We start from the raw sequence: 23,274 nt of genomic DNA, 5'->3' as shown, positions 1-23,274 counted from the left end.
CTCAGCGTTCTTCGGGTGAGTGCCGGCGGGCGTCCTTGGGGTCCAGCTTGATGACCTTGGCCAAGACGATCTTCGGACCCTTCATCTTCTTGACGATGATGCGCAAGCCTTCGGCGTCCAGCACCGTCTCTTCTTCCGGAACGCGCTTCAGGCTATCGTAGATCAGGCCGGCCAGGGTTTCGGCCTCGACGTGGTCCAGGTCGATGCCCAGCAGTCGCTCGACCTTGAACAGGGGGGTATCGCCCCGCACCAGCAGCTTGCCCGGCTGGTAGGCCACCACGCCGCGTTCGGTCTTGCGGTGTTCGTCCTGGATGTCGCCCACCAGCACCTCGAGCACGTCCTCCATGGTCAGGAAGCCGATGACCTTGTGGTCGGCTTCCTCCACCAGCACGAAGTGCGCGCCACCGCGGCGGAATTGCTCCAGCAGTTCCGACAGCGGCATGTGCTTGGTCACCCGCTCCAGCGGATGCACCAGGTCGTCGAGGTCAAAGGAGGCGACTTCGCTGTCCAGCCCGGCGATGGCCAGGAGCAGGTCCTTGATGTGCAGCACCCCGGTAAAGGTCTGGCTGTCTTCGTCATAGACCGGATAGCGGCTGTATTTGGAGCGGCGGATCTGGGTGAGGATCTCGTCCAGACTGGCCTTGCTGTCCAGGTAGATCAGGTCTTCGCGGGAGTTGGCCCAGTCCACCACCTCCAGCTCGCCCAGCTCCACGGCCGAGGCCAGCACCCGGCTGTCCGGGTCGGTGGCGCGGTTGGAGTGCAGGATCAGCTTGAGTTCGTCGCGGCTGTAGTGGTGCTCGTGGTGCGCGCCCGGCTCGCCCTGGCCGGCGATGCGCAGGATGCCGTTGGCGCTGGCATTGAGCAGCCAGATGGCCGGATACATCAGCCAGTAGAAGAGGTACAGCGGCACCGCCGTCCACAGCGAAAGCAGGTCGGGCTTGCGGATCGCCCAGGACTTGGGTGCCAGCTCGCCGACTACGATGTGCAGGTAGGAGATGATGAAGAAGGCCGAAAAGAAGGCGATGCCGTGGATCACCTCGGGGCTGTTGACCCCCACGGCACCGAGCACCGGTTCGAGCAATTCGGCGAAGGCCGGCTCGCCGACCCAGCCCAGGCCCAGGGAGGCCAGGGTGATGCCGAGCTGGCAGGCGGAGAGGTAGGCGTCGAGCTGGTTGTGCACCTTCTTGAGGATGCGTCCGCGCCAGCCGTGCTTCTTGGCGATGGCCTCCACGCGGGTAGCGCGCAGCTTGACCATGGCGAACTCGGCGGCGACGAAGAAGCCGTTGAGCAGCACGAGGAAGAAAGCAAAGAACACGAGGCCGAGATCGGCGAACAACGTCGAGGAAAGACTAGTGGAAGGGTCCATTAGGGCCGAGAGCTGGAGAAAGGTCGCCTAAGCATGGGGGCGGGGCAGGGCAGTTGCAAGATGTTGCGCCCGACGGATGGTCGGGTTGGCGCCTGTCAGGTCTTGCGTCACGTCTGGCGCAGGCCTTTGCCCCGGCTCAGGTCCAGCCCTCCAGACGCATGGTCGCCCGTACCAGCCGCTGCTCTTCCTGTTCGATCTCGCGCAGGCTGTCCCTGACGCTGTGGATATGGTCGCGAGCGGCGGCGTGGGCCTCGTCGGGCAGGCGTCCACTCACCGCGGCATAGAGGCGGGCGTGCTGGGCGTCGATTTCGCGGCGCTGCGGCGGGCGGTGATAGAGATTGGCGATGCAGGCGAACACCGATCCCAGCAGCAATTCGTTGAGCGATTGCAGGGTGTGCACCAGCACCGGGTTGTGCGAGGCCTCGCTGATCGCCAGGTGGAAGGCGTGGTCGAGGCGGGCATGGGTTTCCGCGGGCAGGCTGGCCGGATCCTGGCAGGCGGCGCAGAGCTCCTCGTAGCGCCGACCGATCAGCACCAGGTCGGCGGTGGTGGCGCGCAGCGCGGCCAGGCGCGCGGCCTCGCCCTCCAGCAGCGCGCGGACTTCCAGCAGGTCGTAGAGGGTGCGCGGTTGGCTGCTGAACAGGTGCAGCAGGGGATTTTCCGCCGCCGGCGCCGCCAGCCGGGCGACGAAGCTGCCCTGGCCGTGGCGCGTCTCGATGATGCCACGGGCACGCAGCAGGCCCAGGCCCTCGCGCAGGGCGGTCCGGGAGACGCCGAGCTTGTCGCATAGGCGCCGCTCGGAGGGGAGCGGCTGGCCGACCTTGAGCACGCCGTCCACCACCAGGCGTTCGATCTGCTGGCTGACGTTCTCGGCGACGGGAAGGCGGGCGATGGGCGCGGACATGCTGGTTTCCTGCTGGTATGACCACAAGGTTCAACGCTAGTGAGCCACTGGCGCTCATCGCCGTCAAGGCGGCAGAAACAGGCTAATCCTTTGGTCGAAGAAGACGAAAAAACTGGTATGACCAGTACGCCGAGCAATGGACGGGCCCGTTGCAGTCGGGGTACAACGAAGCCTCTCCAGCCAGAACAACAACAAGGGTGGTTACCCGATGAGCCTGGTCTACGACGAACGTCTCGACGGCGTCTTGCCCCGCCCGGACAAGGCGCAGCTGTTGCAGCGACTGCGTGCTGCGCTGCCCGAGCACTGCCTGCTGCACGACAGGGAAGACCTCAAGCCCTACGAATGCGACGGCCTGGCGGCCTACCGCACCACGCCGCTGCTGGTGGTGCTGCCGGAAACGGTGGAGCAGGTGCAGGCGACCCTGCGCCTCTGCCATGAGCTGAACGTACCCCTGGTGGCGCGCGGTGCCGGTACCGGTCTCTCCGGCGGTGCCCTGCCGCTGGAGCAGGGCGTGCTGCTGGTGATGGCGCGCTTCAATCGCATCCTCGCGGTGGATCCCGATGGCCGCCGTGCCCGGGTCCAGCCCGGGGTGCGCAACCTGGCCATCTCCCAGGCCGCGGCGCCCCATGATCTCTACTACGCTCCCGATCCCTCGTCGCAGATCGCCTGCTCCATCGGCGGCAACGTGGCCGAGAACGCCGGCGGCGTGCACTGCCTGAAATACGGTCTGACCGTGCACAACGTGCTGGCGGTGGAGATCGTCACGCTGGAAGGCGAGCGCCTGACCCTGGGCAGCGCCGCCCTGGACAGTCCCGGCTTCGACCTGCTGGCCCTGTTCACCGGTTCCGAGGGCCTGCTCGGGGTGGTGGTGGAGGTAACCGTCAAGTTGCTGCCCAAGCCGCCCTGTGCCCGGGTGGTGATGGCCAGCTTCGCCGATATCGAGCGCGCCGGGGCGGCGGTGGCCGACATCATCGCCGCCGGCATCATCCCCGGTGGCCTGGAGATGATGGACAACCTGACCCTGAGAGCTGCCGAGGACTTCATCCACGCCGGCTACCCGGTGGACGCCGCCGCCATCCTGCTCTGCGAGCTGGACGGGGTGGAGGCCGACGTGGCCGCCGATATCGAGCGCGTCAGCACCCTGCTGGCCGCCGCCGGTGCCACCGAGATCCGCCTGGCCCGCGACGAGGCCGAGCGGCAGAAATTCTGGGCCGGGCGCAAGAACGCCTTTCCCGCCGTGGGGCGGCTGTCGCCCGACTACTACTGCATGGACGGCACCATCCCGCGTCGCGCCCTGCCCGAAGTCCTGCGCGGTATCGAGGCCTTGTCGGCGGAATACGGCCTGGCGGTGGGCAACGTCTTCCACGCCGGCGACGGCAACCTGCATCCGCTGATCCTCTTCGATGCCAATCGCCCCGGCGAACTGGAGCAGGCTGAGGCCCTGGGCGGGCGCATCCTCGATCTGTGCGTGGCGGTGGGGGGCACCATCACCGGCGAACACGGCGTGGGCCGCGAGAAGATCAACGCCATGTGCACCCAGTTCCAGCCGGGCGAGCTGACCTTCTTCCATGCGGTGAAGGCCGCCTTCGACGCTCCCGGGCTGCTCAACCCCGGCAAGAACGTGCCTACTCTGCACCGCTGCGCCGAGTTCGGCGGGCTGCACGTGCACCACGGCCAGTTGCCCCACCCCGAACTGGAGCGTTTCTGATGGACAACCTGGAACTGCTCCTTGACCAGGTCCGCGAGGCCCTGACTCGTCGCCAGCCGCTGCGTATCCATGGCGGCGACACCAAGGCCCACCTGGGCCGCCCGGTGGACGGTGAGCCGCTGGACGTCAGTGGCCATCGCGGCCTGGTGCATTACGACCCCACCGAACTGGTGGCCACGGTCCGTACCGGCACACCGCTGGCCGAACTCAATGCCGCCCTGGCCGAACAGGGCCAGATGCTGCCCTGCGAACCGCCAGGGCTGGGGGAGGGCGCCACGGTCGGCGGCACCCTGGCCTGCGGCCTCTCCGGTCCGCGGCGGCCCTGGGCCGGTAGCCTGAGGGACTTCGTCCTGGGTACCCGACTGATCACCGGCACTGGCGAACACCTGAGATTCGGCGGCGAGGTGATGAAGAACGTCGCCGGCTACGACGTCTCCCGCCTGCTGGCCGGCAGCCAGGGCTGCCTGGGGGTGGTCACCGAGGTGTCCTTCAAGGTCCTGCCCAAGCCGCGCTGCACCCAGAGCCTGAGTCTGGAACTGGACGCCGAGCGCGCCCTGCAGCGCCTCGCCGTCTGGGGCCGCGAAGCCCTGCCGATTTCGGCGGCCTGCCATGACGGCCAGCGTCTGCACCTGCGCCTGGAAGGTGGCGAGGGTTCGGTACGCTCGGCGGTCGATCGCCTTGGCGGTGACAGCCTGACCGAGGCTTTCTGGGACGACCTCAACGAACAGCGCCTGGCCTTCTTCGCTGGCCCCGCGCCGCTGTGGCGACTGTCGGTACCGGTCAATACGCCATTGCTGGAGCTGCCCGGCACCCGGCTGCTGGACTGGGGCGGTGCCCAGTACTGGCTCAAGAGCGATGCCCCGGCCACGGTCCTGCGCGAGATCGCCGAGCGCGCTGGCGGCCATGCCCTCTGCTATACGCCCGCCGCCGAACGCGAGGCCCAGCATCCGCTGCCGGCCGCGCTGCTGGACTATCACCGTCGCCTCAAGGCGCGCCTGGACCCCCAGGGGATCTTCAATCCGGGTCGGCTGTACGCCGGGCTGTAAGGGAGCGATGTCATGCAAACCAATCTGAGTCCCGCCGCCCGCGAACTGCCCCGCGCCGCCGATGCCGAGCGGGTGCTGCGCAGCTGCGTGCACTGCGGCTTCTGCAATGCCACCTGCCCGACCTACCAGCTGCTCGGCGACGAGCTGGACGGGCCCCGTGGGCGCATCTACCTGATCAAGGGCATGCTCGAGGGCGGCGAGGTCAGCGAAAAGACCCGCGAGCACCTGGACCGCTGTCTGACCTGCCGCAACTGCGAGACGACCTGTCCCTCGGGCGTCTCCTACCACGAGCTGCTCGATATCGGCCGCGCCGAGGTGGAGCGCCGGGTGCCGCGGCCCCTGGGTCAGCGTCTGTTGCGCGCCGGACTGCGCCAGGTGCTGCCGCAGCCACGGCTGTTCGGCGCCCTGCTGAAAAGTGGCCAGACCCTGCGACCGCTATTGCCGGCCAGCGTCCAGGCCAAACTGCCGGCGCGCATCGCCGCGCCCGGGGTGCGGCCGGCACCTCGCCATGCCCGGCGCATGCTGATCCTCGAAGGCTGCGTGCAACCGGGGCTGTCGCCCAATACCAATGCCGCCACCGCGCGGGTGCTGGATCGCCTCGGCATCAGCCTGGACGCCGCACCCCGCGCCGGTTGCTGCGGCGCGGTGGACTATCACCTCAATGCCCAGGAAGCCGGCCTCGACCGCGCCCGGCGCAACATCGACGCCTGGTGGCCGGCCCTGCAGGGCGGCGCCGAGGCCATCATCCAGACCGCCAGCGGCTGCGGCGCCTTCGTCAAGGAATACGCCAGCCTGCTCAAGGACGACCCGGTCTACGCCGCCAAGGCCCGGGAGGTCTCGGCGCGCACCCTTGATCTGGTGGAGGTGCTGCGTGATCTGCCACTGGAAGAGTTGCGCCTGATGGACACCCCGCGGCTGGCGTTCCACTGCCCTTGCACCCTGCAGCACGCCCAGCGCCTGGGTGGCGCCGTGGAAGGCGTGCTGCAACGCCTGGGCTTTCCGCTGGCGCCGGTGCCGGACGGCCACCTCTGCTGCGGCTCGGCCGGCACCTATTCGCTGACCCAGCCGGACTTGTCGCGGCGGCTGCGCGACGCCAAGCTCGATGCCCTGGAGAGCGGTCACCCCGAGGTGATCGCCACCGCCAACATCGGTTGCCAGAGCCATCTCGACGGCGCCGGGAGAACTCCCGTGCGCCACTGGATCGAAATCCTCGACGCGGCCCTGGCCGCCCCGAACCAACCCTGAACCCTGGAGGCCCCATGAAGACCAAAGCCGTGCTCACCCTTGCCGAGATCGACACCCTGCTGGCCGCCGGTCGCGCCGAAGCCGAACGCCAGGGCTGGGCGGTGTGCATCGCCGTGGCCGATGACGGCGGCCATCCGCTGGCCCTGCTGCGCCTCGACGGCGCCGCGCCCAACAGTGCCTACATCGCCCCGGAAAAGGCCCGTAGCGCCGCCCTGGCGCGCAAGGAGTCCAAGGTGCTGGAAGAGATGATCAACAACGGGCGTACCGCCTTTCTCAGCGCGCCGCTGATGCAGGGCATGCTCGAAGGCGGGGTACCCATCCTGGTGGATGGCCAGGTGGTGGGCGCGGTCGGCGTCTCCGGCGTCAAGGCCCCGGAAGATGCCCAGGTCGCCAAGGCGGCCATCGCGGCACTGGGTTAACCCTCTCTCGACATTCTCGTTATCAAGGAAAGCCATCATGACCGACCGCATTACCCTGGGCCGCCTGCAGGTGGCCACCGAACTGCAGCGCTTCATCGACGAGGAGGTGCTGCCCGGCACCGGTCTCGACACCGCCGCCTTCTGGTCGGGGGTGGATACCCTGGTGCACGAGTTGGCACCCCGTAATCGCGAGCTCCTGGCCGAGCGTGATCGCCTGCAGGTGGAGCTCGACACCTGGCACGGCGCCCACCCCGGCTCGGTTACCGACCTGCCTGCCTACCAGGCCTTTCTCGAAGGCATCGGCTATCTTCAGCCCGTGCCCGCCCAGGTCCAGGCCAGCACTGCCGGCGTCGACCGCGAGATCGCCGAGCAGGCCGGTCCGCAGCTGGTGGTGCCGGTGCTCAACGCCCGCTACGCCCTGAACGCCGCCAATGCCCGCTGGGGCTCGCTGTACGACGCCCTCTATGGCACCGACGCCCTGCCGGAAAGCGACGGCGCCGAACGCGGCAAGGGCTACAACCCCACCCGCGGCGCCAAGGTGGTGGCCTTCGCCCGCCAGGTGTTGGACGGCGTGGCCCCCCTGGCCGGTGGTTCGCACCGGGACGCCACCGCCTACCGCGTGCAGGATGGTCGCCTGGTGGTGGACCTCAAGAGCGGCACCAGCGAACTGGCCGATCCGGCGGCCTTCGTCGGCTACCAGGGTGACGCCGCCGCGCCGTCCGCGGTGCTCTTGCGCCACAACGGCCTGCACCTGGAGATCCAGATCGACCGCGACAGCGCCATCGGCAAGACCGACGCCGCCGGGGTCAAGGATCTGCTCATGGAAGCCGCGGTCAGCACCATCATGGACCTGGAGGACTCCATCGCCGCGGTGGACGCCGCCGACAAGGTCCTGGCCTATCGCAACTGGCTGGGCCTGATGAAGGGCGATCTGGCCGAAGAGGTCAGCAAGGGTGGCGAGACCTTTACCCGTCGCCTCAACTCCGACCGCGAGTACCAGGGCGCCGACGGCCAGCCGCTGACCCTGCATGGTCGCTCGCTGCTGTTCATCCGCAATGTCGGCCACCTGATGACCAACCCGGCGGTATTGCTGGAAGAGGGTCGCGAGATTCCCGAGGGCATCCTCGACGCCGTGGTGACCGTCACCTGCGCCCTGCACGACCTCAAGCGCCAGGGCAATTCCCGTAGCGGCTCGGTCTACATCGTCAAACCCAAGATGCACGGCCCGGCCGAGGTGGCCTTCGCCGTCGAGCTGTTCGACCGCGTCGAGGCCCTGCTGGGGCTGCCGGCCAACACCGTCAAGCTGGGCATCATGGACGAGGAACGCCGCACCAGCGTCAACCTCAAGGCCTGCATCGCCGCCGCTTCGGCGCGAGTGGCCTTCATCAACACCGGCTTCCTCGACCGCACGGGCGACGAGATGCACACCGCCATGCTGGCCGGACCCATGTTGCGCAAGGGCGACATGAAAACCTCCAAGTGGATCACCGCCTATGAGCGCAACAACGTGCTGGTGGGCCTGGCCTGCGGACTGCGCGGCAAGGCGCAGATCGGCAAGGGCATGTGGGCCATGCCCGACCTGATGGCCGCCATGCTGGAGCAGAAGATCGGCCATCCCAAGGCCGGCGCCAACACCGCCTGGGTACCGTCGCCCACCGCTGCCGTGCTGCATGCCCTGCATTACCACCAGGTCAACGTCCAGCAGGTCCAGCAGGAGCTGGAGCGCACCGATGTCGACGCCGCCCGTGGCGAACTGCTCGCCGGCCTGCTCAGCGTGCCGGTGGCCGAGTCGCCGGACTGGTCCGCCGAGGCCATCCAGCAGGAACTGGACAACAACTGCCAGGGCATCCTCGGCTACGTGGTGCGCTGGGTCGACCAGGGCGTGGGCTGCTCCAAGGTGCCCGACATCCACGATGTCGGCCTGATGGAAGACCGCGCCACCCTGCGCATCTCCAGCCAGCACATCGCCAACTGGCTGCACCACGGCGTGGTCAGCGCCGAACAGGTGGACGAGACGCTGCAGCGCATGGCCAAGGTGGTGGACGGCCAGAACGCCGGGGATGCGCTCTACGAGCCCATGGCCGGCCACTTCGACAGCTCCTATGCCTATCGCGCCGCCCGCGATCTCATCTTCAAGGGCCGCGAGCAGCCCAGCGGCTACACCGAGCCGCTGCTGCACGCCTGGCGCCTGAAGAAGAAAGCGGGGGCCTGACCCGGCCAAGGCTCCCGTCCGGCGCGGGCGGGAGCCACTTTTGCACGGAGCGGTGCCGGTGGTCCTCCGACCACCGCCTCTTCCCTTGCCACTGGCGAATTTTTATACTATCAGGTCCCCCGTTCCCGGGATCATCATCGCCACGAGGAAGACCATGGCCCGCGTTACTGTCGAAGACTGCCTGGACAACGTAGACAACCGATTCGAGCTGGTCATGCTCGCCACCAAGCGCTCGCGCCAGCTGGCCACCGGCGGCAAGGAGCCCAAGGTACCGTGGGACAATGACAAGCCCACCGTCGTCGCCCTGCGCGAGATCGCCGAAGGCCTGGTCGACGAGGAAGTCATCCGTCTGGACGACATCGTCGAAGAAGAGCCGCTGTTCGCCGCCTTCGAAGTCAACGAAGAAGCGGACGGCGAGGCGCTCTAAGCCATGGCCGCCGAGCCTGCGTATGGTGACGTCCGCCCGACCGGCATCGACCTGCTGGCCGAGCGTCTGGCGAGCTACCTGACCCCCGACCAGGTCAATCTGGTCCGGCGGGCCTACTACTACGCCGAGCAGGCTCACGATGGGCAGCGCCGCCGCAGCGGCGAGCCCTATGTCACCCATCCACTGGCGGTCGCCAACATCCTCGCCGACATGCACATGGACCATCAGAGCCTGATGGCGGCCATGCTGCACGACGTGATCGAGGACACCGGCATCGCCAAGGAAGCCCTGGTCGGCCAGTTCGGCGAGACCGTGGCGGAGCTGGTGGACGGGGTCAGCAAGCTGACCCAGATGAAGTTCGAGACCAAGGCCGAGGCCCAGGCGGAGAACTTCCAGAAGATGACCATGGCGATGTCCAAGGACATCCGCGTCATCCTGGTCAAGCTGGCCGACCGGCTGCACAACATGCGCACCCTGGACGCCATGCCACCGGACAAGAGCCGGCGCATCGCCAAGGAAACCCTGGAAATCTACGCGCCCATCGCCAACCGGCTGGGCATGCACGATTTCTATGTGGAATTCGAGGACCTGGGCTTTCGCGCCATGCACCCGATGCGCGCCGAGCGCATCCAGCGGGCGGTTAAGACGGCCCGTGGCAATCGCCGCGAGATCCTCGGCAAGATCCAGGAATCCCTGGCCAACTGCCTGGCCCGCGAAGGCCTGGATGGCGAGGTGGTCGGCCGCGAGAAGCACCTGCACAGCATCTACCAGAAGATGCGCGGCAAGCGGAAGTCGTTCAACGAGATCATGGACGTCTACGGTTTCCGCATCATCGTCGACAAGGTCGACACCTGCTACCGCGTGCTCGGCGCGGTGCACAATCTTTACAAGCCGTTCCCGGGGCGCTTCAAGGACTACATCGCCATCCCCAAGGCCAACGGCTACCAGTCCCTGCACACCACCCTGTTCGGCATGCACGGTGTGCCCATCGAGATCCAGATCCGCACCCGCGAAATGGAAGAGATGGCCAACAACGGCATCGCCGCCCATGGCCTGTACAAGGCCGGGGGCGACGAGCCGCGCGCCAGCCATCTGCGCGCCCGCCAGTGGGTGAAGGGCATCCTCGAGTTGCAGCAACGTGCGGGCAACTCCCTGGAATTCATCGAGAACGTGAAGATCGACCTCTTCCCCGACGAGGTCTATGTCTTCACCCCCAAGGGCCGCATCATGGAGCTGCCCAAGGGCTCCACGGCCGTGGACTTCGCCTACGCGGTGCACACCGACGTCGGCAACAGCTGCATCGCCTGCCGCATCAATCGTCGCCTGGCGCCGCTGTCGCAGCCGCTGGGCAGTGGTGAAACGGTGGAGATCGTCACCGCGCCCGGCGCCCGGCCCAATCCGGCCTGGCTCAACTTCGTGGTCACCGGCAAGGCCCGCACCAATATCCGCCATGCGCTCAAGCAGCAGCGTCGCTCCGAGTCCATCAGCCTCGGCGAGCGGCTGCTGAACAAGGCGCTGTCCGGCTTTGGCACCCAGCTATCGAAGATCTCGCCGATGCGCATCCTCTCGGTGCTCGGCGAATACAAGGGTGTGGTGCTGGAAGACCTGCTTGAGGAGATCGGCCTGGGCAATCGCATGGCCTATGTGGTGGCGCGGCGCCTGGTGTCCGGCAGCGAGCAGGAAGAGCCGCTGGAGCCGCAGCCCGGCACCACGCCGCAGGGACCGCTGGCCATCCGCGGCTCCGAAGGCCTGGTGATCAGCTACGCCAAGTGCTGCACGCCGATTCCGGGCGATCCCATCGTCGGCCACCTGTCGGCCGGCAAGGGCATGGTGATCCACCTGGAAAACTGCCGGAACATCGCCGAATTCCGGCACAACAGCGAAAAGTGCATCGTGCTCAACTGGGCCAAGGACGTCACCGGCGAATTCAGCGTCGAGTTGCGCGTCCAGCTGGAACACCAGCGCGGCCTGATCGCCATGCTCGCCAACAACGTCACCGCTGCGGACGCCAACGTCGAGAAGATCGGTATGAACGAACGCGATGGCCGAATCAGCGTGGTCCAGCTGGTGGTCAGCGTGCATGACCGTGTCCATCTGGCGCGGGTGATCAAGAAGCTGCGCACGCTCAAGGGCGTGGCTGGTATTACTCGGGTTCGCAGCTGAGAACCTGCTCACGATCTGCTGCGCGTCGGCCAAACGGCGTTGAAAATGCCTTCGGAATGCTCATTTACCCCTCGTAAACTCCGCTTCCTCAGGCATTTTCGCCTTGTTTGCCTCTAGCTCGCACGATCGTGAACAGGTTCTGAGGTTGCAGTGGGTCGCCACGGGCTTGCAGAATCGAGCCTTTCCCGCACAGGAGCGACCCATGAGCAAGCAAGTGATCCACACCGACAAGGCGCCTGCCGCCATTGGTACCTATTCCCAGGCGATCAAGGTCGGTGACACCGTCTATCTCTCCGGGCAGATCCCGCTCAATCCCACCAGCATGGAGCTGGTAGACGGCTTCGAGGCCCAGGTGGTCCAGGTGTTCGAAAACCTCAAGGCCGTGGCCGAGGCCGCCGGTGGTTCGCTGGCCGACATCGTCAAGCTGAACATCTTCCTGATCGACCTTGCGCACTTCGCCACCGTCAACGAGATCATGGGTCGCTACTTCCAGCAGCCCTATCCCGCCCGCGCCGCCATCGGCGTGGCCGCGCTGCCCAAGGGTTCGCAGGTGGAAATGGACGGGGTGTTGGTGCTGGGTTGATCCCGGCACAGAACCCGTAGGTTGGGCTGAGCGCAGCGAAGCCCAACAACGGAGCACGCTGTCAGCTCTACGTTGTTGGGCTTCGACGATAAAGCCGCCTCAGCCCAACCTACGGAGCCGATCCCAACACAGGATCCGTAGGTTGGGTTGAGCGCAGCGAAGCCCAACAACGGAGCACGCTGTTTGCCCCGCGTTGTTGGGCTTCGACGACAAGGCCGTCTCAGCCCAACCTACGGAGCCGATCCCAACGCAGAACCCGTAGGTTGGGTTGAGCGCAGCGAAGCCCAACAACGGAGCAAGCTGTCAGCCCCGTATTGTTGGGCTTCGACGACAAGGCCGCCTCAGCCCAACCTACGGAGCCGATCCCAACGCAGAACCCGTAGGTTGGGTTGAGCGCAGCGAAGCCCAACAACAAAGCAAGCTGTCAGCCCCGTTTTGTTGGGCTTCGACGATGGAGCCGTCTCAGCCCAACCTACGTATGCATCGTGGCAATGGGGCCGAACAGGCCGATGGCAAAAAACAAAAAAGCCGACCATCTCGCGACGGTCGGCTTTTTCATGCCTGCCTGTTTAGGCCGGGATGGACTTGATCTTCGGCATCCGCGCCCAGCAGCGATGCTTGGCGATGGCGGCGAAGAAGTCCTGCTGTACCGCCTTGAAGTCGCTACCGGTGAGCAGCGCCTCGTCGGGGTTCAGGTAGACCGCCTTGAGCAACTGCTCGGCTTCGCCGGTGAGGGCGATGGCCTTAAGGTGCTTGTAGGCTTCCAGCAGGTAGTGCTTGATCACGCCGTCGTCGAGCATGGCCTTGACGCTCTCGGCGCCGCCCGGCACATAGACCGCGTCCAATGCTACCGATGGCATGCCCTCGGCTGAGCCATCCACGGCTACTTCGCTGCCGTCGGCGGCCTTGACCGGGCCGGCGGTGGGGCCGAGCACCTTCACATGGGCGCCTTCGGCCTTGAGTGCCTGCTTGATGGCGTCCACTTCGCTGGCGATGACGCCGTCACCCACCAGTACCGCCACCTTGAAGCCCTTGATGTTGCCGGACAGCAGGTTGAGCTGGCTCAGCGCCGGCGACTTGTCGATGGAGATCTGGCGCGGTTGCACGGTGGGTGCGGTGGGCGGCGTCACGCCGATCTTCTTGGCCACCTTCTGCGCGAGGTCCAGATCGATGTTGGCGAGGATCTCGTTGACTTGACGCTCACGGATCCACATCCGCTCGACCTTGCCCAGCTCGAAGCTGTAGGCATCGGCGACGTGGGCCTGCTCGGCTTCCGACAGGCTGTTGTAGAACAGCGTGGCCTGGGAGAAGTGGTCGCCGAAGGACTCGCTACGCTCCCGTACCTTGTGGCCGTCGATGCGCTCGTAGTAGCTCTCGAAGCCACCATCCTGGGGCGCTGGCGGGGTTTCCTTGGGCCAGCCACCATCGATGGAGTTAGGCTCGTAGGAGGCGCGACCCTTGTCGATGGTCATGCGGTACTTGGCGTCGCGCTGGCCATTGTGGTTCGGCGCCACCGGGCGGTTGACCGGCAGCTCATGGAAGTTCGGGCCACCGAGGCGGCTGATCTGGGTATCGGTGTAGGAGAACAGCCGGCCCTGCAGCAGGGGATCGTTGGTGAAGTCGATGCCGGGCACGACGTGACCGGGGCAGAAGGCGACCTGCTCGGTTTCGGCGAAGTAGTTGTCCGGGTTGCGGTTGAGCACCAGCTTGCCCAGGGGCGTGATGGGCACCAGCTCCTCGGGGATAATCTTGGTAGCGTCGAGGATGTCCCAGTCGAACTTGTGCTCGTCTTCCTCGGGGATGATCTGCACGCCGAATTCCCACTCGGGATAGTCACCGGATTCGATGGCTTCCCAGAGGTCGCGGCGGTGGGCATCGGTGTCCTTGCCCGCCAGTTTCTGGGCTTCGTCCCACACCAGGGAACGCACGCCACCGGCAGGTTTCAGGTGGATCTTGACGAAGACGCCCTTGCCCGCGGTGTTGATCATGCGGAAGGTGTGGATGCCGAAACCCTGCATGCTGCGCAGGTTCACCGGGATGGCGCGGTCGGTCATGGTCCAGAGCACCATGTGCGCCGACTCGGGCACCAGGGAGACGAAGTCCCAGAAGGTGTCATGGGCGCTACCACCAGTGGGGATCTCGTTGTGCGGCTCGGGCTTCACCGCATGGACGAAGTCCGGGAATTTGATGGCGTCCTGGATGAAGAAGACCGGCATGTTGTTGCCGACCATGTCCCAGTTGCCTTCCTCGGTGTAGAACTTGATGGCGAAGCCGCGCACGTCGCGCACGGTGTCGCCCGAACCACGCGGGCCCTGCACGGTGGAGAAGCGCACGAACACCGGGGTCTGGTGGTTGGGGTCGCGGAAGAGGGCTGCCTTAGTCAGGTCGGACCAGTCCTGGTAGGGCTGGAAATAGCCATAGGCACCGGTGCCGCGGGCATGGACGATGCGTTCCGGGATGCGCTCGTGGTCGAAGTGGGTGATCTTCTCCCGCATGATGAAGTCTTCGAGCAGGGAGGGCCCGCGGGTACCGGCGCGCAGCGAATTCTGGTTGTCGGCGATCTTCACGCCATGATTGGTGCGCAGTGCCTGGCCGGTGGCATCGGAGCGGAATTGTTCCAGCTGTTCGAGTTTCTTCGAGGTGTTCTGGCGATCCAGGGTATCGGTACCGGCGAGTTCACTCTTGGGGGGCGTAGCCATGGAAGGTCCTCATCAGGCGCCTGTCAGGCGCTCTTTGCGTCCCCTACGGAATGTGGGGCGAATTCAGGCAGTCCTCTAGTGACTCGCGGTTTAGAGCCGGTGTTCCGCTTGGGTGATACGGAGCGACGGGCTGTGTGCTGCCAAATGTGCCCGGCCTGGGCTGGCCATATGCCTTTATTGGCTTAATACCCGACAACAAGTGCTAAGCAGATATAAGCGCTCGCGTTAAACTGCGCGGCTGGATCTCCATCCTGCCGTCTTACGAAACACTCAAGGTTTTTCCATTGATCGAATTCCACGCTGTCCACAAGACGTACCGCACGCGCGGTCGCGAGGTCGCGGCGCTCCAGCCGGTCGACCTGAGGATCGACGCCGGCGAGATCTTCGGCCTGATCGGCCACTCCGGCGCGGGCAAGAGTACCCTCTTGCGCCTGATCAACCGCCTCGAAGCCCCCAGTGGCGGTCGCCTGCTGGTCGATGGTGCCGAGGTCACCGCATTGGGATCGAGCGAGCTGCGCGATTTCCGTCGCCGCATCGGCATGATCTTCCAGCACTTCAATCTGCTCTCGTCTAAGACCGTGGCGGCCAACGTGGCCCTGCCGCTGGAGCTGGCGGGTGGCCGTTCGCGGGCGCAGATCGCCCAGCGGGTCGAGGAGCTGCTGGCGCGGGTCGGGTTGTCCGACCAGGCACGCAAGTATCCGGCGCAGCTCTCCGGTGGCCAGAAACAGCGCGTCGGCATCGCCCGCGCCCTGGCTACCGAGCCGAAGATCCTGCTCTGCGACGAGGCCACCAGTGCCCTCGATCCGCAGACCACCGCCCAGGTGCTGCAACTGCTCGCCGAGCTCAATCGCGAACTGGGCCTGACCATCGTGCTGATCACCCACGAGATGGACGTGATCCGTCGCGTCTGCGACCGGGTCGCCGTGCTCGACGGCGGCGCCGTGGTGGAGCAGGGCACTGTGGCCGATGTCTTCCTGCATCCGCAACATCCCACCACCCGCCGTTTCGTGTTCGAGGCCGAGCACCAGGACGAGGCCGACCTGGCCGACGCCTATGCCCACGTCGAGGGGCGCATCCTGCGCCTGACCTTCCGCGGCGAAGCCACCTATGCACCGCTGCTGGGCCACGTCGCCCGGGAGACCGGTGTGGACTACAGCATTCTCGGCGGTCGCATCGACCGCATCCGGGACGAGCCCTATGGCCAGCTGACCATCGCCCTGGTGGGCGGTGATCTGGACGCCGCCCTGGCTCGCTTCCAGGCCGCCGACGTCACCGTGGAGGTCCTGCGCTGATGGACGAACTCTTCAGCAACATCGACTGGGCCGAGATCTGGCAGGCGACCCAGGACACCCTGGCCATGCTTGGCTGGTCCATGCTCTTCACCCTGATCCTCGGCCTGCCGCTGGGCGTGCTGCTGTTTCTCACCAGCCGCCGCCAGTTGCTGGAGCAGCCGCTGGTCTACGGCATCCTCTCCTTCGTGGTCAACGTGCTGCGCTCGGTGCCCTTCATCATCCTGCTGATCCTGATGATCCCCATCACGGTCTGGCTGATCGGCACCTCGCTGGGTGTCGAGGGCGCCATCCCGCCGCTGGTGGTGGGCGCCGCACCCTTCTTCGCCCGGCTGGTGGAAACCGCCCTGCGCGAGGTCGACCGCGGCATCATCGAGGCCACCCAGGCCATGGGTGCCAGTCTCTGGCAGATCGTCACCCGCACCCTGTTGCCCGAAGCCCTGCCGGGGCTGATCGCGGCCACCACCGTCACCGCCATCGCCCTGGTGTCCTACACCGCCATGGCCGGGGTGATCGGCGGCGGCGGTCTGGGCGATCTGGCCATCCGTTTCGGCTACCAGCGCTTCCAGACCGACGTCATGGTGGTCACGGTGCTCTTGCTGCTGGTGCTGGTCCAGGTACTGCAGATGGTCGGCGATCGCCTCGTCGCCCATTTCAGTCGTCGTTGATCGCGGGCTTTGCTGGAAAGGTCGCCGGCCGAGCGCAGGCACCTTTCCGCGAAGTCCAAGGCTTCATCCACTCGCGGTTTTTACAAGGAAAATCCCAGATGTCGCTGAAACGTACCCTGCTGTCCCTGGCCTTCGGCCTGAGTGTTGCCACCGCCGCCCAGGCCGAGACCCTGACCGTCGCGGTCAATCCGGTTCCCCATGCGGAAATCCTGGAATTCATCAAGCCGCAGCTGGCCAAGGAAGGCGTGGACCTGAAGATCAAGGTCTTCACCGACTACATCCAGCCCGATCGCCAGACCGATCAGAAGCAGGTGGATGCCAACTACTTCCAGACCAAGCCCTATTACGCCAGCTACCAGAAGAGCAACCCGAGCAGCGACCAGGTGCCGGTGGTGGCGGTGCACGTCGAGCCCTTCGGTGCCTACTCGCAGAAGATCAAGGACATCAAGGAGCTCAAGGACGGCGCCACCGTGGCCATCCCCAACGATCCGAGCAACTCCGGTCGTGCGCTCCTGCTGATCGCCAAGCAGGGCCTGATCACCCTCAAGGATCCGAGCAACGTCACCGCTACCCCGCGTGACGTCGTCGAGAATCCCAAGCACCTGAAGTTCAAGGAGCTGGAAGCCGCGACCCTGCCGCGTGTACTGAACCAGGTCGACCTGGCACTGATCAACGCCAACTACGCGCTGGAAGCCAAGCTGGTGCCGACCAAGGACGCCCTCTTCATCGAGAGCGGCGAGTCGCCCTACGCTAACCTGCTCTACACCCGCGCCGACAAGGCCAACGACCCGGCCATTCAGAAGCTGGCCAAGGCCCTGACCACTCCCGAGGTGAAGCAATTCATCGAGAAGAAGTACCAGGGCGCGGTCGTGCCCGCGTTCTAAGAACCTCGCTACAGCTGCCGCCGGCGCCCGCTAGAGGCGCCGGCGGTTCCACCCCGCCTTAGGAAACTGTCATGAAGAAACTGCTCGCCACCGCCGCCCTGCTGGCTGCCAGCCTGACCGCCCACGCCGCCGAGACCCTCAGCGTCGCCGCCACCCCGGTGCCTCACGCGGAGATCCTCGAGTTCGTCAAACCCCAGCTGGCCAAGGAAGGGGTGGACCTGCAGATCAAGGTCTTCACCGACTACGTGCAGCCCAACCTGCAGGTGGCCCAGAAGCGTCTGGATGCCAACTTCTTCCAGCACCAGCCCTATCTGGACGAGTTCAACAAGAGCCGTGGCACGGACCTGATGACCGTGGCCCAGGTGCACGTCGAGCCTTTCGGCATCTACTCGCAGAAGATCAAGAAGCTCGATGAAGTCCGCGAGGGCGCCATCGTGGCCATCCCCAGCGACGCCACCAACGGCGGTCGTGCCCTGCTGCTGCTGGAAAAAGCCGGCCTGATCAAGCTTAAGGACAGCGCCAACATCCTGGCCACGCCCAAGGACATCGCCGAGAATCCCAAGAAGCTCAAGTTCAAGGAGCTGGAAGCCGCGACCCTGCCGCGGGTGCTGAATCAGGTCGACCTGGCGCTGATCAACACCAACTACGCCCTGGAAGCCAAGCTCAATCCGACCCAGGACGCCCTGCTGCTGGAAGGCAAGGAATCGCCCTACGCCAACATCCTGGTCGCCCGTCCGGACAACAAGGACAGCGATGCCATGCAGAAGCTGGCCAAGGCGCTGAATACTCCGGCGGTGAAGCAATTCATCGAAGAGAAGTACAAGGGCGCCGTGGTCCCGGCGTTCTAAGCGTTGCCCAAATGAAAAACGCCGGCCTTGTGCCGGCGTTTTTCATGGTGCTCGTCAGGCCGCTGGCTCGGCGGTGGCCGGCACGCTGCCCCTGCGCCCAATGATCACCAGCAGCACGGCCGCACCCGCTGCCATCAGGAGCGGCAGGGCATGACCGGTGAGCCACTGGCTGGCGGCACCGGTGACCAGGGGGCCAACCAGGCAGCCGAGACCCCAGAGCTGGGCGATGCAGGCATTGGCGCTGACCAGCTGGGCGTCGCGGTAGCGCTCGCCCACCAGGATCAGCGCCAGGGTGAAGAGCCCGCCCGCGGTGGCGCCGAACAGCACCAGTAGCGGCCAGACGCCCGGGGTATGCAGCAGCAGTGGCAGGGCCAGGCTGACCGCCAGCAGGCCCAGGGTGCAGCCGAGAAACAGTCCCTGCCGGGAGAGGCGGTCGGCGAGCAGGCCCAGGGGTAGCTGCAGCAGAGCATCGCCCACCACCACGGCGCTGACCATGTACAGCGCCAGTTGCTGGCCGAAGCCCTGGTTGAGGGCATAGACCGGCAGCAGGGTAAGGATCATCGCCTCGAAGCAGGCGAACAGCGCTACCGCCCAGGCGATGGCTGGGGCGCCACGGCAGAAGTCGAGCAGCGCCTGCCAGGCGGCGGTGTGGCCGCCGGCCGCCGGGGCGCCTTGGCGACCGAGCAGCAGGGTGGCGCCACCGAGCATGAGCAGGGCACCTAGCCAGAAGCCCTGGTCGCCCTCGGTGCCCAGTACCCCCAGCAGCAGCGGTCCGGCCAGCTGGCTCAGGGCATAGCTGCTGCCATAGAGGGCCACCAGGCGACCGCGCCAGCGATCGGTGATGACCTGGTTCATCCAGCTTTCGCCCAGCACGAAGACCAGGGTGAGGATGGCGCCCAGAGCCAGGCGCAGCAGCAGCCACAGCAGATAGCTGGGCAGCAGTGACAACAGGATCAGCGAGGCGGCGCCCGTCACCAGGCACAGCTGCATCAGTCGTGGCGTACCGACTCGCGCGGCCAGGCGGCCCGCCAGGCTGGCGCCGGTGAGGATGCCGAAGGCCGGCGATGCGGCCATGACGCCAATGGCGAAGCTGCCATAGCCCCAGCTCTCCAGCCGCAGCGAGACCAGCGGCATCGACAGGCCGATGGCCAGGCCGACACTGATGACGCTACCCAGCACGGCGAAATAGATAGCCCAGGGCATGGAGGAAGACGGGGAATTCATGGATTCAGCCTATCTGATGAAAGCGGATCGCGGATAGTCGCGGAGCGTGGGTCGCGGCGACGGAGATACCCGTACGGGTTCCGGCACGGTTGGCCTTTGCCGGGCTTTCGCGTAGCGTGCGCGCTACCTGAAGCCGGTTGAGAGATAACAGAACATGCGGAAATGGCAGTGCATCGTGTGCGGCTATATCTATGACGAAGCCCTGGGCTGGCCGGATGACGGCATCGCGCCGGGGACGCGTTGGGAAGATGTGCCCGAAGACTGGCTGTGCCCGGATTGCGGCGTGGGCAAGGGCGATTTCGAGATGATCGCCATCGGCTGATCGTCGCCGCTTCCTGCGGAAACAAAAAAGGCATCGCACGATGCGATGCCTTTTGGCTGTAGCGGCCATCCGTGCCGTCTGATTATCAGCCTTCGATGCTGTCCTTCAGCGCCTTGCCGGGCTTGAACGCCACCGTGTTGCTCGCACGAATCTTGACCGGCTCGCCGGTCTGGGGGTTCTTCCCCATGCGGGCACCGCGATGACGCGGCAAGAAGGTACCGAAGCCGACCAGCGTCACACTGTCCTTGCGGTGCAGCGCATTCGCAATCTCGTCCAACAGCGTGTTGAGCACGACGTTGGCCTGTTCCTTTGGAAGTCCGACTTTTTCAGCGATCACAGTCGCCAATTCAGGCTTGCGCATAGCTACCTCTCGTGGAGTCATTTTTAGCCGTGTGGGCGTCGCATGGCTTTCCTGGCAAAGCGATTACCCCCGAGATAGAGGGTGGCCCGACACAAAGATCATTGGTGCGACAAAAGTCGAACCAGATAGCGTTATAAGGCAAAGCTGAGAAGAGCGAAAGTTAATTAGCAGACTATTAGCCGTTGGTAGGATGACCGACACCAACTTTGGTGTTCAACGGGGATTTTGGCCGTTATTTGTGGACAGAATGTCCGCGATATGGCTGGGGCGAGAGTGGCAGGGATGACGGCGAGGGGCTCTGGCAAGCCACTGTAGCGGCAGGGGCGGGCGCTTTCGGGCAGTAACGTCTTGCAACGATTTGCTATGCGCAGACAAAGGTGGCGGAGCGCCCTCTGGGCGCTCCGCCACCCTGGATCAGGCCGGAACCTGAGTCGACATCACCGATTGCCCGGCTGGTGCCTGGCCTTCCAGGCGCCGCTCCAGCGCCTTGGGCTCGATCACCAGTCGCATGCCATTGCTTGCCTGGGTCCGCCCCCAGTCATCCAGGAGCTCCATGCAGGCATGGTCGATGTAGGACACACGATCCAGCGGCACATGCAGGGTGGTGCCTGGCTTGACCTGGTCCAGTACCTTGGTCAGCTGAGGCACCCGCAGGAAGGTCGCGGCGCCCACCAGGCGCAGTTCGGCCTGCGTGGGTTCGTCGTCACGATAGGTCAGGCTGACCTTGAGCTGGGCCGCCTTGACGGCGAGGAAGGCAATCGACAGGCCGAAGCCCACCAGCACCCCGGTGAGCAGATCGGTGGCGACGATCATCAGTGCGGTCAGGGCATAGATGGCCATGGGCGCCCGGCCGTAGCGCTTGAGACCGGTCAGCGACTTGGGATCGGCCAGCTTGACGCCGGTGAACACCAGCACCCCCGCCAGACTCGCTACCGGCACCAGCTTGAGCACGAAGGGCAGGGCGGCGACGAAGGCCAGCAGCCAGAGGCCGTGAAAGATGGTGGAGGCGCGACTGGTGGCACCGGCCTGGACGTTAGCCGAGCTGCGTACGATGACCCCGGTCATCGGCAGGGCGCCGACGGCACCACACAGCAGATTGCCGATGCCCTGAGCGCCCAGTTCGCGGTCGAAGTGCGAGCGCGGCCCGTTGTGCATGCGATCCACCGCGGCGGCCGAGAGCAGGGTCTCGGCACTGGCGATGAAGGCCAGCGCCAGGGCGGCCACCACCAGTTCGGCGTTGGCCAGCATGCCGAGATCGGCGAAGGTCACCCAGTCGATGGCATCGGCCAGGTTGTTTGGCACTTCCACGCGGCGGATGTCCAGCGCCAGCCAGAGGCTGGCCAGGGTAGCCAGGGTCACGCCGATCAGGGCGCCAGGCAGGAAGCGCAGCGTCTGCGGGCGGAATTTTTCCCATAGCCACATGCTGGCGATGGTCAGCAGGCCGATCAGCGCCGCCTGGGCGCCGCTGCCACTGCCGTTCCATTGGCCGGCCGCGGTGATGGCGGCACCCGGGAAGGCCAGCAGGTTGGAAAGACCCGACGCCGCCGGTTTGGCGTCCAGCATCACGTGCAGTTGCGAGAGCACGATCAGGATGCCGATGCCGGCCAGCATGCCGTAGACCACCGCCGGCGAGGTGACGCGGAACCAGGCGCCCAGCCGGGTGAGACCGGCGACGAGCTGCAGGAGACCGGCCAGCAGCAGTACCGGGCCCAGGGCCTCGATGCCGTGTCGGTTGATCAGGTCGAACACCAGCACCACCAGGCCGGCGGCGGGACCACTGACCTGCAACGGCGAGCCGGCGAGAAAGCCGACCACCAGGCCACCGATGATGCCGGTGATGATGCCCTTGGCCGGCGGCATGCCGGAGGCGATGGCGATCCCCATGCACAGCGGCAGGGCGACCAGAAACACCACGAGTGAAGCCAGGGCATCGCGCGATAGGTTGCGCCCCGGGGTCTGTTGATTGCCAAGCATGGTCCTGGTCCTCCAGCGACTAGGGAAAAGGGTGCCCGCGCGTCATATCACGTCATATGACACGGTTCGGGATTCAAGCGGCTAGCGGAAGGGTGGACGGTCCCCGTGGAGCCCCAAGAGGGGATCGCCCTGCGCGGTGCGCTGTTATAGGGACGGATCGGTTGATCCGTCTCAAGGCGGCCAGCCGGCGAACCGGGTGGCCGCGGTAGATCAGGCCTGTTGCAAGCGCGGACGCGGGGTGGCGACCGGCATGTTTTCGCCGTCCAGGGGCAGGAAGCGCTCCTGTTGGGCGTCGTACGCCTTGATCTCGCTGGTCTCGATGGAATAGACCCAGCCGTGGATCTGCAGCTGACCGCTGGCCAGACGCGACGCCACCGAGGGGTGGGTGCGCAGGTGGACCAGCTGGGCCACCACGTTTTCCTCGGTCAGGAAACCCAGGGTGCCGCCGTGGCCGCAGTCGCAATGGCTGTGGTCCTCGACCACGGTACGGGCGACCTCGGCATGGCGCAGCCAGACCTTTACCGTCGGCATCTTTTCCAGCGGATCGGGATTGAGCACCGCCTTCATGGCGCCACAGTCGGAATGGCCGCAGATGATGATGTGCTTCACGCCCAGAGCCACGACCGCGTATTCGATGGCGGTGGAAACGCCGCCGTTCATCTGGCCGTAGGGAGGCACCACGTTGCCGACGTTACGGGTCACGAACAGGTCGCCCGGCGAACTCTGGGTGATCAGTTCCGGGACGATCCGCGAGTCGGCACAGGTGATGAACATGGCCTTGGGCGACTGCGCACTGGCGAGTTTCTTGAACAGCGCTTCCTGTTCGGGAAAGACATCCTGGCGGAAACGCTTGAAACCATCGACCAGCTGCAGGAGGGCCTCGTCGGGTGCGCCGAAGGGGGTATCCGTGTTGTCGCTCATCTGTTTCTGAC

20 protein-coding genes are annotated in these 23,274 nt (G+C 65.8%); 13 read left to right on the top strand and 7 right to left on the bottom strand.

Annotation, left to right across the window (positions count from 1 at the left end; all coding sequences use genetic code 11):
• Position 1: 1 nt before the first annotated feature.
• Together PJ259_RS15345 and glcC are read right to left on the bottom strand one after the other, a co-directional pair.
• Positions 2-1,366 (bottom strand): hemolysin family protein, encoded by a 1,365-nt coding sequence (locus tag PJ259_RS15345; protein WP_059316655.1) that lies wholly within the window; start codon positions 1,364-1,366, stop codon positions 2-4.
• A gap of 136 nt (positions 1,367-1,502) precedes the next feature.
• Positions 1,503-2,270, bottom strand: coding sequence for a transcriptional regulator GlcC (glcC, locus tag PJ259_RS15340; protein ID WP_059316654.1), 768 nt, complete (start codon positions 2,268-2,270; stop codon positions 1,503-1,505).
• Positions 2,271-2,478: 208 nt separating this feature from the next.
• Here glcC and glcD point away from each other — a divergent pair, with 208 nt between their 5' ends.
• The 8 genes from glcD to PJ259_RS15300 all read left to right on the top strand — a co-directional run bounded on the left by glcD (position 2,479) and on the right by PJ259_RS15300 (position 12,073).
• Positions 2,479-3,978, top strand: a complete 1,500-nt coding sequence (gene glcD, locus PJ259_RS15335; RefSeq protein ID WP_271653383.1) for a glycolate oxidase subunit GlcD — start codon at positions 2,479-2,481, stop codon at positions 3,976-3,978.
• Complete coding sequence (gene glcE, locus PJ259_RS15330) at positions 3,978-5,024, top strand: glycolate oxidase subunit GlcE (RefSeq protein WP_271653382.1); 1,047 nt, start codon at positions 3,978-3,980, stop codon at positions 5,022-5,024. The genes glcD and glcE overlap by 1 nt, the downstream gene beginning before the upstream one ends.
• Before the next feature lie 12 nt (positions 5,025-5,036).
• Positions 5,037-6,269 carry a glycolate oxidase subunit GlcF gene (glcF, locus tag PJ259_RS15325; protein ID WP_271653381.1) on the top strand — a complete coding sequence of 411 codons (1,233 nt, stop codon included), beginning with the start codon at positions 5,037-5,039 and terminating at the stop codon, positions 6,267-6,269.
• A gap of 14 nt (positions 6,270-6,283) precedes the next feature.
• Complete coding sequence (locus PJ259_RS15320) at positions 6,284-6,688, top strand: heme-binding protein (protein WP_017639294.1); 405 nt, start codon at positions 6,284-6,286, stop codon at positions 6,686-6,688.
• A gap of 37 nt (positions 6,689-6,725) precedes the next feature.
• Complete coding sequence (locus tag PJ259_RS15315; protein ID WP_271653380.1) at positions 6,726-8,900, top strand: malate synthase G; 2,175 nt, start codon at positions 6,726-6,728, stop codon at positions 8,898-8,900.
• Between the two features lie 154 nt (positions 8,901-9,054).
• Positions 9,055-9,327, top strand: coding sequence for a DNA-directed RNA polymerase subunit omega (rpoZ, locus tag PJ259_RS15310; RefSeq protein WP_007161465.1), 273 nt, complete (start codon positions 9,055-9,057; stop codon positions 9,325-9,327).
• A gap of 3 nt (positions 9,328-9,330) precedes the next feature.
• Positions 9,331-11,490 (top strand): bifunctional GTP diphosphokinase/guanosine-3',5'-bis pyrophosphate 3'-pyrophosphohydrolase, encoded by a 2,160-nt coding sequence (spoT, locus tag PJ259_RS15305; RefSeq protein ID WP_059316649.1) that lies wholly within the window; start codon positions 9,331-9,333, stop codon positions 11,488-11,490.
• Positions 11,491-11,692: 202 nt separating this feature from the next.
• Positions 11,693-12,073 carry a RidA family protein gene (locus tag PJ259_RS15300; RefSeq protein ID WP_271653379.1) on the top strand — a complete coding sequence of 127 codons (381 nt, stop codon included), beginning with the start codon at positions 11,693-11,695 and terminating at the stop codon, positions 12,071-12,073.
• A 569-nt stretch (positions 12,074-12,642) separates the two neighbouring features.
• Here PJ259_RS15300 and katE read toward each other — a convergent pair.
• Positions 12,643-14,772, bottom strand: a complete 2,130-nt coding sequence (gene katE / locus PJ259_RS15295; protein ID WP_271653378.1) for a catalase HPII — start codon at positions 14,770-14,772, stop codon at positions 12,643-12,645.
• Positions 14,773-15,056: 284 nt separating this feature from the next.
• Here katE and PJ259_RS15290 point away from each other — a divergent pair, with 284 nt between their 5' ends.
• The 4 genes from PJ259_RS15290 to PJ259_RS15275 all read left to right on the top strand — a co-directional run bounded on the left by PJ259_RS15290 (position 15,057) and on the right by PJ259_RS15275 (position 18,461).
• Positions 15,057-16,064 carry a methionine ABC transporter ATP-binding protein gene (locus PJ259_RS15290; RefSeq protein WP_271653377.1) on the top strand — a complete coding sequence of 336 codons (1,008 nt, stop codon included), beginning with the start codon at positions 15,057-15,059 and terminating at the stop codon, positions 16,062-16,064.
• The gene (locus PJ259_RS15285; RefSeq protein WP_017639302.1) at positions 16,064-16,729 is read left to right on the top strand and encodes a methionine ABC transporter permease; all 666 of its coding nucleotides are present in this window, start codon (positions 16,064-16,066) and stop codon (positions 16,727-16,729) included. Before PJ259_RS15290 ends, PJ259_RS15285 begins: the two co-directional genes overlap by 1 nt.
• Positions 16,730-16,833: 104 nt before the next feature.
• Entirely contained in the window at positions 16,834-17,613 is a 780-nt protein-coding gene (locus tag PJ259_RS15280) for a MetQ/NlpA family ABC transporter substrate-binding protein (RefSeq protein WP_271655878.1), read from the top strand.
• A gap of 71 nt (positions 17,614-17,684) precedes the next feature.
• Positions 17,685-18,461, top strand: a complete 777-nt coding sequence (locus PJ259_RS15275; protein ID WP_271653376.1) for a MetQ/NlpA family ABC transporter substrate-binding protein — start codon at positions 17,685-17,687, stop codon at positions 18,459-18,461.
• Positions 18,462-18,515: 54 nt separating this feature from the next.
• Here PJ259_RS15275 and PJ259_RS15270 read toward each other — a convergent pair whose 3' ends face one another.
• The gene (locus PJ259_RS15270; RefSeq protein ID WP_271655877.1) at positions 18,516-19,664 is read right to left on the bottom strand and encodes an MFS transporter; all 1,149 of its coding nucleotides are present in this window, start codon (positions 19,662-19,664) and stop codon (positions 18,516-18,518) included.
• A gap of 175 nt (positions 19,665-19,839) precedes the next feature.
• On the opposite strand from PJ259_RS15270, the gene PJ259_RS15265 reads away from it, so the two are divergent.
• Positions 19,840-20,007, top strand: coding sequence for a rubredoxin (locus PJ259_RS15265; RefSeq protein ID WP_007161456.1), 168 nt, complete (start codon positions 19,840-19,842; stop codon positions 20,005-20,007).
• A gap of 85 nt (positions 20,008-20,092) precedes the next feature.
• On the opposite strand, the gene PJ259_RS15260 is transcribed toward PJ259_RS15265, so the two are convergent.
• The 3 genes from PJ259_RS15260 to PJ259_RS15250 all read right to left on the bottom strand — a co-directional run bounded on the left by PJ259_RS15260 (position 20,093) and on the right by PJ259_RS15250 (position 23,263).
• Positions 20,093-20,368: an HU family DNA-binding protein gene (locus tag PJ259_RS15260; RefSeq protein ID WP_017639309.1), complete on the bottom strand. Its 276-nt coding sequence runs from the start codon at positions 20,366-20,368 to the stop codon at positions 20,093-20,095.
• A 414-nt stretch (positions 20,369-20,782) separates the two neighbouring features.
• Complete coding sequence (locus PJ259_RS15255; protein ID WP_271653375.1) at positions 20,783-22,342, bottom strand: SulP family inorganic anion transporter; 1,560 nt, start codon at positions 22,340-22,342, stop codon at positions 20,783-20,785.
• Positions 22,343-22,552: 210 nt separating this feature from the next.
• Positions 22,553-23,263: a carbonic anhydrase gene (locus PJ259_RS15250; RefSeq protein ID WP_059316642.1), complete on the bottom strand. Its 711-nt coding sequence runs from the start codon at positions 23,261-23,263 to the stop codon at positions 22,553-22,555.
• Positions 23,264-23,274: the final 11 nt, after the last annotated feature.

Source organism: Pseudomonas sp. JBR1, assembly GCF_028198185.1.
GTDB classification, from domain to species: Bacteria; Pseudomonadota; Gammaproteobacteria; order Pseudomonadales; family Pseudomonadaceae; genus Chryseomonas; species Chryseomonas oryzihabitans_E.
This window is presented reverse-complemented; position numbering and strand designations above follow the sequence as displayed.